This is a genomic window from Serratia sp. CoH_134_PS_4 (assembly GCF_058190535.1).
In genome coordinates this window covers 42982-57326 of record NZ_JBXWKI010000019.1, presented here as the reverse complement: position 1 = coordinate 57326, position 14345 = coordinate 42982, and the positions used below count along the sequence as shown (strand labels likewise).

Genomic DNA, 14345 nt, shown 5'->3' with positions numbered 1-14345 from the left:
CCAGCGCCCTACAGCATCACCTGAGCAACAAATCCCCCTTCAGGTCGGTTGGCAAAGCTAACACGCAATCCATGTAAACCCGCGATACGCTCCACAATCGATAGCCCCAAACCACTCCCCGTTTGTTCCTGCCCCGGCGGACGATAAAAGCGCTCGCCAAGCCGTGCCAGATGCTCCGGCGTAACACCAGGGCCATCGTCCTCGACCTCCAGCAAGCGTTCTGTCAGCCTCACCGTGACCCTGCCCCCTTTCGGGGTATAACGCACGGCATTATCCACCAGATTGCGCACCAGCAATGACAGCAACAGCGGTTGCCCCTGTAACGGTGGCGGCGTACCTTGATGTTCATAGCGCAGCGTGACATTGGCGGCATGTGCATGGCGCTCATGCTCCGCCAGGAGCATCGGAACCCATTGACCCCAGTCGACCGTTTCCAGTTCGGCCAGACCGGACAGGGAGTCCAGCCGCGACAGTGTCAGCAGTTGATCGACCAACCGCGTGGCGCGATCGATGCTTATCGTCAGGTTGTCCAACGCATGCGCACGCATCGGCTCGTCGTCACCCGCCAATTGCACGACTTCTGTCTGCACACGCAGTGCCGCAAGTGGGCTGCGTAACTCATGGGCAGCGTCTGACGTGAATCGCCGTTCCCGCACCAGCAACGCATTGATGCGGGCAAAGAGCGCGTTAAGCGCATCCACCAACGGACGCACCTCTGTCGGTACCTGGCCCGCATCCAGTGGTGTAGCATCATCCGGGGCGCGTTTGCGCAGCCTCGCGGCGACAGTGCGCAACGGCCGCAGCTCACGCCCGACCATCAGCGCAATCAGCAGCATCAGGATCGGCAACGTCACCAACCACGGCACCAGTTGCCCGGTCACCATGCCTAGCGCCATATCCCGGCGATAGTCCCACTCCTGCCCCACCACAATGCGGTATCTCCCGTCGGGGCTGGTTAGCCACAGCAGACGCCAACTGTCGTCATCGCCTTTGCGTTCACCGTCGGTAAAGCCTTCACGCTCACCGTCAAAGCGGAAATCTGCGCCATTCTCGCCATCATTGAGCAACATTTTGCCGTCGCGATCGAAGATGGCGAATGCCAACGCGTCGTCGTCCTGCTCGCCACGTTTTCCGTGGTGCACCAGCCTCTTGGTTTTCGGCAAACTCCGCACGCTTTCCTCTGCCAGCAGATTACCCAGATTGGTGGTTGCCAGCCGTTTGGCGAACAGCATCTGTTGGGTATCAAACACTTCATTGATGTTGTTACGCATCATCATCCACGCCACCAAACTGGCAGAACACCAGGTCACTAACGCAAGCACACTGAAAATCAGGATCAACCGCAGCCGCAGACTGAGATGTTTCACGGCACATCCCCCAGCGTATAGCCCACACCGTGAATGGTACGGATAAAGCCGTTGCCCAGCTTCCGTCGCAGATGATGAATATGCACCTCCACCGCGTTGCTGCTGACCTCATCGTCCCAGTTGTACAACTTTTCCTGGATCAAGGGACGAGCCAGCACCCGCCCTTTGTTGTGCAGGAACAACTCCAGCACCGCCAGCTCCCGCGGTGTTAATGTGACAGGCTCGCCGCTACAGCTCACGCTACGGGTGGCAGTATCAAACACCACGTTCCCATGTGCCAATTGCGGCATCAACTGGCCATGGCGACGGCGGATCAATGCCTGCAAACGTGCAGCAACCTCTGCCAGGGCAAAAGGCTTGCACAGGTAATCATCGGCGCCACTTTGCAGGCCGCTGACCCGTTGTTCCAGCGCATCACGTGCGGTCAGGATCAAGACAGGCACGTCATGGCCGGCCTGCCGCCACTGGCGCAACAAGTCCAGCCCGTCGAGGCCCGGCAGGCTGAGATCGAGGATCACGGCATCGTAAGGCGCACTTTCCAGCGCATTTTTACCAACCAGCCCATCGGTAAACCAGTCCAGATTAAAACCGAGTTTGGTCAGCCCAGCCTTGATACCGTCGCCAATTAATTTGTCATCTTCTATCAGCAAAATTCGCATGCGCGTCCTTTTTTAGCCCTTGCTATCCATTACACCACAAGGTTCTTAAGAACCTCTTAAGCATTATGATCTGCGCTACCCACCCCGTTAGGGTTACAGTAGAATGACAGCACTTTTTTGCAGCCAGAGCCCTGCGCACGCCGCACGGCTCGATTCAGGAGACGTAGTGATGAAACCCACCACCGTGACCCATTTGCGCCAGTGGAAACAGGAACAACGCAAGTTTGCCTCCTTAACCGCCTACGATGCCAGCTTTGCCAAATTGTTTGAAGAGCAAGGCGTTAAAGTACTGCTGGTGGGTGACTCGCTGGGCATGACGCTGCAGGGCCACGACTCCACGCTGCCAGTCACCGTCGCCGACGTTGCCTACCATACCCGCGCCGTCCGTCGTGGCGCTCCAGCCTGCCTGTTATTGGCCGATCTGCCCTTTATGAGTTACGCCACGCCACAACTGGCCTGTACCAATGCCGCTGAGCTGATGCAAGCCGGCGCCAATATGGTGAAGCTGGAAGGCGGCAGTTGGCTGTGTGAAACAGTGAAAATGCTCACCGAGCGTGCCGTGCCCGTATGTGGTCATCTCGGCCTCACACCACAGTCGGTAAACGTGTTCGGCGGCTACAAGGTGCAGGGCCGTGATGAGCTCGCTGCCAAACAATTATTGGAAGACGCACAAAATCTGGAGCTGGCCGGTATTCAATTGCTGGTGCTGGAGTGCGTACCCACTGAGCTGGCACGCAAAATCACTGAAGCCCTGGCAATTCCGGTGATCGGCATTGGCGCCGGTAATGCCACCGATGGCCAGATCCTGGTGATGCATGACGCGTTCGGCATTACCGGCGGCCATACACCGAAATTCGCTAAAAACTTCCTGGCGCAAAGCGGTGATATCCGCTCGGCGGTGCAACAATATATGCAGGATGTGGAGCAAGGAATTTATCCCGCAGAAGAACACTCATTTAACTAACGGCATGGTTTAATAGGCATAAATGGCGCCGCCTGATTACGCGCAGCAAGCGCATACAGCCGAGCAAAACAGCCTATCAAGGAGTTATGGAATGGTAATTATCGAGACCCTGCCGCTGTTGCGTCAGCAGATCCGCCGCTGGCGTCAAGATGGCAAACGTATCGCGTTGGTGCCTACCATGGGCAACCTTCACGAAGGCCATATGACATTGATCGATGAAGCGCGTGCACGTGCCGATATCGTGGTGGTCAGTATTTTCGTCAATCCAATGCAGTTCGAACGCCCTGAGGACTTGGCAAGTTACCCGCGCACCTTGCAAGAGGACAGCGAAAAGCTGACCCGCCGCGGTGTTGAACTGGTATTCGCCCCCGCGCCAGCGGATGTCTATCCTCAAGGTCTGGAACAACAAACCTACGTCGATGTACCCGGTATCTCCACCATGCTGGAAGGCGCCAGCCGCCCAGGGCATTTCCGCGGCGTGGCTACCATTGTCAGCAAGCTGTTCAATCTGGTGCAGCCGGATCTGGCCTGTTTTGGCGAGAAGGATTACCAGCAACTGGCGTTGATCCGCAAGATGGTGGCGGACATGGGTTACGATATCGAGATCGTCGGCGTTCCAACCGTACGGGCCAAAGATGGCCTGGCACTCAGTTCACGTAACAGCTATCTGACAGCCGAAGAGCGTAAAATCGCCCCGCAGCTCAGCAAGATCATGAATGCACTGGCAGAACAGCTCAGCAACGGTGAACGTCACGTCGACGAACTGCTGGAGCAAACTGCAGCACACCTGCGCAACGCCGGTTTCATTCCTGACGAGCTGTTTATCCGTGACGCAGACAACCTGCAACCGCTGGGTGTTGAGAGCCAACGTGCGGTGGTGCTAATGGCCGCCTGGCTGGGTAAAGCGCGGCTGATCGACAATCAACAGATTGATCTGACACTCTAGGCTATTTTTCGCGCAACCGTCACCGTTGAGGCCGGCCTGATAGTAGACAATGGCGGGCTTATCGGTGACGATATATTTCGGTATGGATGTTTAACCCAATCGCCTCTCTATATTAGGTAAAGCTATGATACGTACTATGCTGCAAGGTAAGCTACATCGGGTGAAAGTGACTCAGGCCGACTTGCACTATGAAGGCTCCTGCGCCATCGATCAGGACTTCCTGGAAGCCGCAGGCATTCTGGAATATGAAGCTATCGATATTTATAACGTTGATAACGGTCAGCGTTTCTCGACCTATGCTATCGCCGCAGAACGCGGTTCGCGCATTATTTCGGTCAACGGTGCGGCAGCACGCTGCGCCTGCGTGGGCGACAAGCTGATCATCTGTTCTTATGTGCAGATGAGCGATGCCGATGCCCGCCAACATCATCCGAAGGTCGCCTACTTCGAAGGTGACAACAACCTGCAGCGTAAGGCAAAAGCCGTACCGGTTCAGGTCGCTTAAACGCAAAAACGGGCGCTTTTGGCGCCCGTCTCATCTTTACGCTAAACACGTCGAATTGCATCGCGACGGCAAGGAGCCGAAGCACGATGCACTTACTGCACTACCAGCGTTCCCGGCTTGTTGGCTATTCTGTCCGCCATCGTCTGAATAGAGTCGGTCCGCAAAATATATAGCCGCTTCAGCGTATAAGGATTATCCCCCGGCTTCACTTTGCCCTGCACCGTGGTTACCGCCATATGGAAACCGGCGTCTTTCGCTGCCTGAATCGCCCGCTGGTTATAGCCACCAAACGGGTAGGACAGATACAGCACGTGCGGATTAAACTGCGACAGCGCACGTCGTGAGTGCTCAAAATCGAATTCGATATTATGCAGGGAACGGCTCAGCAGGATCGGTTGACGGTTACCGTCAGTGCGATGCAGGAAATGCGTATGCGATTGCACATCGAATACGTCCTGAATCTGCTTCAGCTCGGAAATACTCATAAACTGCAGCGAGTCTGGGTTCCACTTCTGCGGATGGCGTTTGATGCGTGAGGAAATGATAAACGCGGTGGCGCGGAAGCCGTAGTCTTTCAGCACGGGATAAGCGTACCGGTAGACCGACTTTAGCCCGTCATCAAACGTCAGCACCACCGCCTTACCCGGCAAATTGATCTGGTTGTTCAGGTAAGCTTCCAACTGGTACAAGGAAATGGTGTCGTAGCCGGCCTGCTTCAGGTAGGTCATCTGGTTGCTGAACGCCACATCAGACGTGGTCGTCGACGTATGACGGAAGCGCTTGTTCTCTTCGTTCTTCAACAAATGATGATAAGTCAGTACCGGAATACCCGTGTCAATTTCACAGTCCAGCTCGCTGACATAACCCAGACGGTCACCAATGTTGATCTCATACCAGGTGTTGTTGAGCCGATCCTTCAGCTTACCGATGATCGGGTAACGCAGGTTCTCTTCCAGCACGCCAAAAACATCGCTGCCGTTATCCGCATCGGTATAGACGTTTGTCACTTTTTGGGTGATCAGGTTCTGGTTGGTCAGCGGCTTGTTCAGCTCACCAAGATCATCCTTCACTTTGCGAGATTTTTTGAGATTCCGCACATCGTCTTTATCGATAAAACCGGTACCGTGACCGAATTTGAACTCGTAATATTCCGCATCTGCCGGGAACACCTGAATCAGTTGCCCCTGCTTCACTTCACCAACCGGAATAACATGCTCGCCAATCAGCGAATAGACCTCGCTGTCGCGTTGCGCTTCCATATATTCGGATTTAACAGCACTGTCTTCCGACAACAAATTTGCCAGACTTGCCGGAGATGCAAATACCATCAGAATGCCGAGAAGCCCAGCCGCTATCTTATGTTTAGACCGCATGGTTATGTTCTGCTTACGAGTACGTAATAACAAAATGGAGGAAATGTGGAGCGCCAGCATAGCACGATTTGAACAGCGGGGAGAAAGGGGTTATTGGAGCAATTTTATTGATTTACATGATGTCTGTTTCAGGTCAAGAAAAGCGTCCCCGGACGACTGAACGGGGACGCCAGTTCATCAGGTACGCAGACCGCGGCCGCGTTCAATCAGGTACCATGACAACAGGTAGAACACCGCAATAAACGCCACCAGCACTGCCATCGTCAGCGCCAAGGGAACGTCGCTGATGCCCAGGAAACCGTAACGGAAACCGCTAATCATATACACGATCGGGTTCAGTTTGGACACCGCCTGCCAGAACGGCGGCAGCAGCGTCAGCGAGTAAAATACCCCGCCCAGATAGGTCAGCGGCGTCAGCACGAAGGTCGGAATCAGGCTGATATCGTCAAAGGTCGTGGCAAATACCGCGTTGATCAGCCCCGCCAGCGAAAACAAAATCGCCGTCAGCAGCAGTGTAGCGACAATCACCCACCAGGCGTGGATCTGCAATGGCACAAAGAACAGCGAAATCACGGTAACCAATACGCCGACGCAAATGCCGCGCGCCACGCCACCACCGACGTAACCGGCGATGACGACGTGCGTCGGAACCGGTGCCACCAGCAGTTCTTCAATATTGCGCTGGAATTTGGCGCTGAAGAATGACGAAGCCACGTTGGCATACGAGTTGGTGATCACCGCCATCATGATCAAGCCCGGCACGATAAACTGCATGTAATCAAAACCGTGCATTTCACCAATGCGCGAACCAATCAGGTTGCCAAAGATGATGAAATACAGCGTCATGGTGATCACCGGTGGTACCAGCGTCTGGATCCAGATACGGGCAAAACGGTTGATCTCTTTGGCCCAGATACTCTGTAAGGCCACCCAATACAAACGCGTCATGCTTTTTCTCCATTGCCGTTAACCAGGGTGACGAACAGCTCTTCCAGCCGGTTAGCCTTGTTACGCATGCTCAGTACCTGAACACCCTGCGTGCTGAGTTGGGTAAACAGACCATTCAGGCCTTGCTCACGCATCACTTCAACTTCTAACGTTGAGGTGTCCGTCAGACGGTGGCGGTAACCGTCCAGCTTCGGCAATGGGCTTTTCGCGGCCAGATCCAGGATGAAGGTCTCGGACTTGAGCTTGGCCAACAACCCTTTCATTGAGGTATTTTCGACCAACTCACCGTTCTGGATAATGCCGATGTTGCGGCACAGCATTTCGGCCTCTTCCAAATAGTGAGTGGTAAGAATAATGGTGGTGCCTTGCGCGTTCAGCTCTTTCAGGAAGCCCCACATCGAGCGACGAAGTTCGATATCCACCCCGGCGGTCGGTTCATCGAGGATCAGCAGTTTTGGCTGATGCATCAGCGCTCGGGCAATCATCAGGCGACGCTTCATACCACCAGACAGCATGCGGGCGCGCTCTTCACGCTTGCCCCACAGATCCAGCTGAGTCAGGTATTTTTCCGCCCGCGCCAGTGCTTCACGGCGAGCTACGCCGTAGTAACCCGCCTGGTTGACGACTATCTGCATCACCGTTTCGAACGGGTTAAAGTTGAATTCCTGTGGCACCAGCCCGAGCTGGCGTTTGGCATTGACGATGTCTTTGTCGATGTCGTAGCCAAACACCCGCACGCTGCCGGACGTTTTATTAACCAGCGAACTGATAATGCCGATGGTCGTGGATTTTCCGGCACCGTTAGGCCCCAGCAAAGCATAGAAATCCCCGGCTTCGACATTCAGATCGATCCCGCGCAATGCCTTGACGCCACCGGCGTAAGTCTTGGTTAACTGCGCTAATTCCAGTGCATAATTCATAAGTTAAAAAGTACCTTGTGACGATGAGTATGCTGCTGCGTATTGTAATGAAGGTGATCTTATCATCAGCAGCGTTTTCACTGAGGCAAATCCGTGCGGAAAATTCAGGTTCCATCCCGCCATACTGTATAAAAAGTGGCTGAATATCGTCTTGCGTAACGGTTCCGATTTCCAAACTGTGACGCTTGTCCTATATTACCCCAACGCAATCTGTTCGTTACAGGCCAATAACCTCCATGAAAGAAATCGAAAAGCTTATCGCTAATAACCATACTTGGTCGGCTAACATCAGTAAGGAAGATCCAGATTTTTTTGAACGTTTAGCACAGGCGCAAAAGCCCCGTTTTTTATGGATTGGTTGTTCAGACAGCCGCGTTCCTGCGGAAAGGCTGACCGGGTTGGAACCAGGAGAACTGTTTGTCCACCGTAATGTGGCAAACCTGGTCATTCACACCGATTTAAACTGCTTGTCGGTCGTGCAATATGCCGTCGACGTGCTGGAAGTTGAACATATTATCATTTGTGGCCACCTGGGCTGCGGTGGCGTAGAAGCCGCGGTGGAGAACCCAGAGCTGGGGCTTATCAACAACTGGCTGCTGCACATTCGCGATCTTTGGTACAAACACAGTTCACTGTTGGGTGAGCTGGAACCGGAACAGCGCCTTGACGTATTGTGCGAAATCAACGTGATTGAGCAGGTCTATAACCTGGGCCATTCCACCATAATGCAGTCGGCGTGGAAACGCGGTCAGAAAGTGATGATTCACGGTTGGGTGTATGGGATCCAGGACGGACGTCTGCGGGATCTGGAAGTTGCAGCCACCAGCCGAGAAAGCCTGGAAATGGGCTATCGCAAGGCGATGGCTACGCTTCAGCAAGATAAAGGCATTTAACTCCGCCCAGAACACGACATATACCCCAAATAATTGAAGTTGCACAATGACAGTCAAACACAGGTGCAGCTTCAAGTATAAAGGGTATATCGCGCCAACCGCAGTTTATTCGTCCAGCAGCACCACTTTACCGACGTACGGCAAATGGCGATAACGCTGGGCGTAGTCAATGCCGTAACCCACCACGAACTCGTCCGGGATCGGGAAGCCGACGTACTCAACCGGTACTTCAACTTCACGGCGTTCAGGCTTGTCCAACAGGGTACAAATCGCCAGTGATTTTGGCCCGCGCAGTGCCAGGATTTCGCGCACTTTATTCAACGTGTTGCCAGAATCAATGATGTCTTCGACGATCAGCACGTCTTTGCCACGGATGTCTTCGTCCAAATCCTTGAGGATTTTTACGTCGCGAGTAGTGGACATGCCACTGCCATAGCTGGAAGCTGTCATAAAGTCGACTTCATGTGGTACATCAATCGTACGACACAGATCGGCCATGAACATGAAGGAGCCGCGCAGCAGCCCAACCAATACCATGTCACTGCCGCTATCGCGGTAATGTTCGGTGATCTGGCGGCCAAGTTCAGCGATACGGGTCTTAACTTCCTGCTCGGAAATCATTACTTCTACAGTGTGTTTCATAGGTTTCAGGTCAGTTGCCGGAAGAAGGGCGCAGAGTTTAGCATAGCCTGAAGCCGCTGGCGACGCGAGTGCGCCGCCCGTTTTACGCCGCGGGATAATCAGTCGGTTACCGTAAAGCCCAGCATCATGCCGGTATCTTCATGTTCCAGCAGGTGACAATGGGCCATATAGGCATGATCGCTGTTGGCCAGGTGATCAAAGCGCACCAACACTTCACTGCGCCAGCCTTCAACGCGCACCGTGTCTTTCCAACCACTGCGGTGGGCCGCTGGCGGCTTGCCGTTTTCCGATAGAATACGGAACTGGGTGCCGTGAATATGGAACGGGTGCAACATCATGTCGCCCTCGCCGGAGATGGTCCATTTCTCGTATTTGCCACGCTTGGCGTCAAACATCGGTTTAGCCATGTCGAAAGCCTTGCCGTTGATCATATTGCCGTGGCTGAAGTCGAAAGGTTTGGCGCTGTGATCCATGCCCTTCATATCGCCGTGATTCATACCTTTCATATCGCCGTGATTCATACCTTTCATATTGCCGTGGTCCATGCCTTTCATACTGCCCTGTCCCATGCCGGCCATTGCCCCGTCACCTTTGCCCATGCTGCCGTGATCCATGCTCATTCCTGCCATGGCTTGATGGCCGTAACGATCCATCAACGCCTGCATGCCCAGCATATCCAACTGCGGATTCATCATAAGTTGCAGCCAACGCTCTTGCACACCCGCCACCGCAGGCAATGCCGGCAGCGTCACCAGGCTATCCGGCATCGTCTTGATACCCTGCGCCATCGAAGGCTGAATATGCAGCACCGGCAGTGGTTGGTCGAATGGTGCCAACGTCATGCCCATCTGTTTAACCGGCAGCGTAACAATATCAAACGGCTTGCCGTCGGAGGCATCCACCAGCACTTCAAAACGCTCGCCCATCAGCATCGGCAATTCAGTCAGCTTGACGGGCTCAGCCAGAAAACCCCCGTCGCTGGCGATCACATAAAGTGGACGGTTATCACTGGCCGCTATGTTCAGCGAACGGGCATTACACCCGTTGAGGAAACGCAGGCGCAACCAACCACGCGGGGCAATATGCCGTGGATACTGCGCGCCGTTGGTGAACATGCGGTCACCAAACCAGCCCACCGCCGCGCTCATCACGTCCAATTGATATTCAATCTGTGCGTCTTTGCCTAACCGCTTATCCTGTAAGATCACAGGAATATCATCCTGCCCCCAGGTTTTCGGCAGTGGCAACTTACTGCTCTCATCATCTTCCAACAGCACCAACCCCGCCAACCCCTTCATCACCTGCTGCCCCGTCTTGCCATGGGTATGCGGATGGAACCAGCAGGTCGCTGCGGGCTGTTCAACCGTGAACTGCACCCTGCGCGTGGTACCCGGTTGGATTAACGCCTGTGGGCCGCCATCGACATCGCCCGGGATTTCCAAACCGTGCCAGTGAAGGGTACTGGCCTCCGGCAACGCGTTGCGGATATCTACCGTCACCGGTTTGCCGCGTTGCAGTCGAACGGCCGGCCCCAGCAGCGCACCATTCACGCCCCAGGTGTGGGTCGCTTTACCCGGAAGCCAGTTCATTTCGCCGGTTTGTAACGCCAGCGCGATATTTCCCTGCGCATCCGGCGTCAGTAGCGGCGGAATAGGCAACGCAGGCAGCTCGGCCGCCCACACACCCCGGCTCCACAACGGTAAAGCGCTTGCCGCGCCCAGCGCAGCGGTCAGTTTGATAAAATCACGGCGTAACATCGCTGACTCCCTTTTTCAGTGATCGGCACTCAATGCTCACTAAGCTGCTGCAAACTCAATCAGGCGGCAGCTTGAAAGATTATGGGTCTAAACTTAACGCTATACAGCCTAAACCCTCCCCTTAGCGGAAGGTCAAGCCTTTGCTGTCCATTATGTTATCCGTCGGTAATAAAATTTGGTGCCTTTACAGGCAAGTGTGATAACGTCTGTTGACAACAAACAGGTCTATTTTCACGATGAAAAAAACAACATTACTGGTGGTGCTGCTCACCATGCTGGGGTTCTCCAACGCCAGTCTGGCGCTGAATGAGTCTGAGGCGGAAGATCTGGCCGATCTGACGGCAGTATTTATCTATTTGAAAAATGACTGTGGCTACAACGACTTGCCTAATGCACAAATCAAGCGCGCCATCGTCTATTTTGCCCAACAAAACCGTTGGGATTTGACCAACTATAATAGCTTCAATATGAAGGCGCTGGGTGAAGACAGCTACCGTGATCTTAGCGGTATTGCCATCCCGACCCCCAACAAATGCAAATCCCTGGCTCGTGACTCGCTAAGCCTGCTGGCCTACGCCAACTAATCCCCTCCGCCTTTCCGCTACCTCTGTTTGAAATTCAGCCGTGCATCACCAGGCAGAGTTAGCTATGATGTTGCGCCCATTTTTCATGGCTGTTATTACGGAGTTCCCGCACATGACCCAGAAAGAAATTTGGTATGAGACGCTGCATGCCAACTTCGGCCAGTACTTCTCAGTAGAGAACGTGCTGTATCGTGAGAAGACCGAGCATCAGGATTTGGTTATTTTTGAAAACCCGGTTCTGGGGCGCGTGATGGCGCTCGACGGCGTGGTGCAAACCACCGAGCGTGATGAATTCATCTATCACGAAATGATGACCCACATACCGCTGTTGGCACACGGCCGGGTGAAGAAAGTGCTCATCATCGGCGGTGGCGACGGCGCCATGTTGCGTGAAGTGAGCCGTCATCAGGGCGTAGAACACATCACCATGGTTGAGATCGACGCTGGTGTGGTGGAGTTCTGTCGCCAATACCTGCCAAACCACAATGCGGGTGCCTACGACGACCCACGCTTCAAACTTGTGATTGATGACGGTGTCAATTTTGTTAGTCAGACCGATGAAAAATTCGATGTGATTATCTCTGACTGTACCGATCCCATCGGTCCCGGTGAAAGTCTGTTCACCTCTGCGTTCTATGAAGGCTGTGCACGCTGCCTGAATGAAGGTGGCATTTTTGTCGCACAGAACGGCGTGTGCTTCCTGCAGCAAGACGAAGCGGTTAATAGCCACACCAAACTGAGCCAGTACTTCAACGACGTCAGCTTCTATCAGGCCGCAATTCCGACCTATTACGGCGGCATTATGACCTTCGCTTGGGCGAGTCAGGATCCGGCACTGCGCCAGCTCGACTTACCTACCCTGCAACATCGCTTTAATCAAAGTGGCTTAAACTGCCGTTATTACAACCCGGCAATTCACGTGGGCAGCTTTGCACTGCCGCAGTATTTGCTCGACGCACTACGCCCAAAATAATTGAAGTTGCATCACGACGAAGCCACGGCTTTGTTGAACAGCGCTTGCGCTGGCCCCAACGGGCGAGGCTTTGCCGAGTAACGCGGCAAGTGAACGAACCCCCGATGAGCTGGCGCCAGTCAGTGAGCTGGGTAAGGGAGCGCAGCCAATACAGAGGCCGCTTCAAATAGGTCGGTAATGAACGTTTCACGTTAAGCGAGAAGATAAAGGAGGTGAACCAAATTGCATAAGCTAAAACTGCACGGCTTCAACAACCTGACAAAAAGCCTGAGTTTTTGTATTTACGATATTTGTTATGCCAAAACCGCGGATGACCGCGCTGGCTATATCGCCTACATTGACGAGCAATACAACGCCAACCGCTTGACCGAGATCCTGAGCGAAACCTGCTCGATCATTGGCGCAAATATTCTGAACATCGCACGCCAGGACTATGAGCCTCAGGGCGCCAGCGTCACCATTCTGGTTAGCGAAGAACCGGTTGATCCGAATGATGTCGATACCTCGGAACACCCAGGCCCATTGTCAAAGACCGTGGTTGCACACCTGGACAAGAGCCACATCTGTGTTCACACCTATCCGGAGAGCCATCCGGAAGGCGGTCTGTGCACCTTCCGCGCCGATATCGAAGTCTCGACCTGCGGCGTGATTTCACCGCTTAAAGCGCTGAATTACCTGATCCACCAGTTGGAATCTGACATTGTCACCATGGATTACCGCGTGCGTGGTTTTACCCGCGACGTGAATGGCGTAAAACATTACATCGATCATGAGATCAATTCGATCCAGAACTTCATGTCTGATGACATGAAGGCGCTATACCACATGATGGACGTGAATGTTTACCAGGAGAACATCTTCCACACCAAGATGCTGCTGAAGGATTTCGATCTGAAGCACTACCTGTTTAACGCCAAACCGGATGCACTGAGTGCCGCCGAGCGTAAAGAGATTACCGATCTACTGTGGAAAGAGATGCAGGAAATCTATTACGGCCGCAATATTCCGCACCTGTGATAACTTTCGGGCGCAGCGCAATGCCGCGCCCGACGTTTAGTACTTCAGCATGAAAGAGCGATAAGCCTTCAGCACCTGCAAAAAATCCTCGACGCCGCAGAATGAGAGACTTTCTTCGTCATAATAATTCATCCCCTCTTCCATCTCGTCGCCTTCAAACTCCAGCAGATTGGCACGGATCATCACCTCCTCACCGTCCATCAGCAACGTGTATTCATGACCTTCCAACTGCCATTGGCGTTCGCTGCCCTTTACCTCCGCCGCACCGGCTTCTATCCGGTCCAACAGGTTAAAGTCGCCTTTGAGTTCTTCGTTGATCCAGTGGCCAATGACCTCATGCCCCATCGAAAATCTGACGATCACCTGGCCGGTCACGTCACGCAGAAATTCGTAATCCATAGCACGCCTCCTGAGCACTTTCTTTTAGTGTAAACATTAATTCATGACTAACTCAGTGAGCGCTCGCAAAGTTGGCAACTGAGAAAAATAAAACGCCGGTGGCGCTATCGCCGCGCAATATAGCCGCTTGCGTCGGCAATGGGAAGTCGCCTGTCGCTCGCTCGATAGGCTCGCGGTTTTGTTTTGCTCTCCGTGGGCGAGACACTAAGCCCACCGCCATCTCCGCGGTGCACAAATTGCCCCGATAATCCTCTCGTCAGCCTGTCGGCATTAAGGATTAACTTAATCAAGTTGTTATAAAAAATAGAAGGAAGAGTTGGCGTTATTGCCGGGAGAAAAGTAAACCAGCACGGCTTATTTCGAGATATGGGTAAGGCAGGATCATGGAAAATGTTCAA

At 53.7% G+C, this 14345-nt stretch carries 15 protein-coding genes; 7 read left to right on the top strand and 8 right to left on the bottom strand.

Annotated features, from left to right (window positions below; translation table 11 throughout):
• Positions 1–8 precede the first annotated feature (8 nt).
• Entirely contained in the window at positions 9–1367 is a 1359-nt protein-coding gene (gene qseC / locus AC2FCQ_RS22450; RefSeq protein ID WP_490309083.1) for a quorum sensing histidine kinase QseC, read from the bottom strand.
• A complete protein-coding gene (gene qseB, locus AC2FCQ_RS22445; protein ID WP_490309081.1) occupies positions 1364–2026 on the bottom strand; it encodes a quorum sensing response regulator transcription factor QseB in 663 nt (220 codons plus the stop codon). Before qseB ends, qseC begins: the two co-directional genes overlap by 4 nt.
• Positions 2027–2195: 169 nt before the next feature.
• Between qseB and panB the strand changes: the two genes are divergently transcribed.
• From panB to panD, 3 genes are all read left to right on the top strand, one after another.
• On the top strand, positions 2196–2990 hold the full coding sequence (gene panB, locus AC2FCQ_RS22440; protein WP_209637546.1) for a 3-methyl-2-oxobutanoate hydroxymethyltransferase: 795 nt from the start codon (positions 2196–2198) through the stop codon (positions 2988–2990).
• 91 nt (positions 2991–3081) lie between these two features.
• Positions 3082–3936 carry a pantoate--beta-alanine ligase gene (gene panC, locus AC2FCQ_RS22435; protein WP_490309080.1) on the top strand — a complete coding sequence of 285 codons (855 nt, stop codon included), beginning with the start codon at positions 3082–3084 and terminating at the stop codon, positions 3934–3936.
• 124 nt (positions 3937–4060) lie between these two features.
• Complete coding sequence (panD, locus tag AC2FCQ_RS22430; protein WP_037416822.1) at positions 4061–4441, top strand: aspartate 1-decarboxylase; 381 nt, start codon at positions 4061–4063, stop codon at positions 4439–4441.
• Positions 4442–4533: 92 nt separating this feature from the next.
• Here panD and AC2FCQ_RS22425 read toward each other — a convergent pair whose 3' ends face one another.
• The 3 genes from AC2FCQ_RS22425 to AC2FCQ_RS22415 form a co-directional block, all read right to left on the bottom strand.
• Positions 4534–5814, bottom strand: a complete 1281-nt coding sequence (locus tag AC2FCQ_RS22425) for a polysaccharide deacetylase family protein (RefSeq protein ID WP_209637542.1) — start codon at positions 5812–5814, stop codon at positions 4534–4536.
• A gap of 177 nt (positions 5815–5991) precedes the next feature.
• Positions 5992–6762 carry an ABC transporter permease gene (locus AC2FCQ_RS22420; protein ID WP_209637540.1) on the bottom strand — a complete coding sequence of 257 codons (771 nt, stop codon included), beginning with the start codon at positions 6760–6762 and terminating at the stop codon, positions 5992–5994.
• A complete protein-coding gene (locus tag AC2FCQ_RS22415; RefSeq protein WP_209637537.1) occupies positions 6759–7682 on the bottom strand; it encodes an ABC transporter ATP-binding protein in 924 nt (307 codons plus the stop codon). The genes AC2FCQ_RS22420 and AC2FCQ_RS22415 overlap by 4 nt, the downstream gene beginning before the upstream one ends.
• Positions 7683–7918: 236 nt before the next feature.
• On the opposite strand from AC2FCQ_RS22415, the gene can reads away from it, so the two are divergent.
• Positions 7919–8575 carry a carbonate dehydratase gene (gene can / locus AC2FCQ_RS22410; protein ID WP_061807929.1) on the top strand — a complete coding sequence of 219 codons (657 nt, stop codon included), beginning with the start codon at positions 7919–7921 and terminating at the stop codon, positions 8573–8575.
• A gap of 105 nt (positions 8576–8680) precedes the next feature.
• Here can and hpt read toward each other — a convergent pair whose 3' ends face one another.
• On the bottom strand, positions 8681–9217 hold the full coding sequence (gene hpt / locus AC2FCQ_RS22405; RefSeq protein WP_209637535.1) for a hypoxanthine phosphoribosyltransferase: 537 nt from the start codon (positions 9215–9217) through the stop codon (positions 8681–8683).
• A 98-nt stretch (positions 9218–9315) separates the two neighbouring features.
• Positions 9316–10974, bottom strand: coding sequence for a multicopper oxidase CueO (gene cueO / locus AC2FCQ_RS22400; RefSeq protein ID WP_490309079.1), 1659 nt, complete (start codon positions 10972–10974; stop codon positions 9316–9318).
• A 236-nt stretch (positions 10975–11210) separates the two neighbouring features.
• Between cueO and AC2FCQ_RS22395 the strand changes: the two genes are divergently transcribed.
• The 3 genes from AC2FCQ_RS22395 to speD all read left to right on the top strand — a co-directional run bounded on the left by AC2FCQ_RS22395 (position 11211) and on the right by speD (position 13548).
• Entirely contained in the window at positions 11211–11558 is a 348-nt protein-coding gene (locus AC2FCQ_RS22395; protein ID WP_209637531.1) for a YacC family pilotin-like protein, read from the top strand.
• 112 nt (positions 11559–11670) lie between these two features.
• On the top strand, positions 11671–12531 hold the full coding sequence (speE, locus tag AC2FCQ_RS22390) for a polyamine aminopropyltransferase (protein WP_209637529.1): 861 nt from the start codon (positions 11671–11673) through the stop codon (positions 12529–12531).
• 222 nt (positions 12532–12753) lie between these two features.
• Positions 12754–13548, top strand: coding sequence for an adenosylmethionine decarboxylase (speD, locus tag AC2FCQ_RS22385; protein ID WP_012146704.1), 795 nt, complete (start codon positions 12754–12756; stop codon positions 13546–13548).
• Positions 13549–13584: 36 nt separating this feature from the next.
• Here the strand turns inward: speD and yacL are convergent, their stop codons facing one another.
• Positions 13585–13947, bottom strand: coding sequence for a protein YacL (gene yacL / locus AC2FCQ_RS22380; RefSeq protein WP_037416800.1), 363 nt, complete (start codon positions 13945–13947; stop codon positions 13585–13587).
• Positions 13948–14345 lie beyond the last annotated feature (398 nt).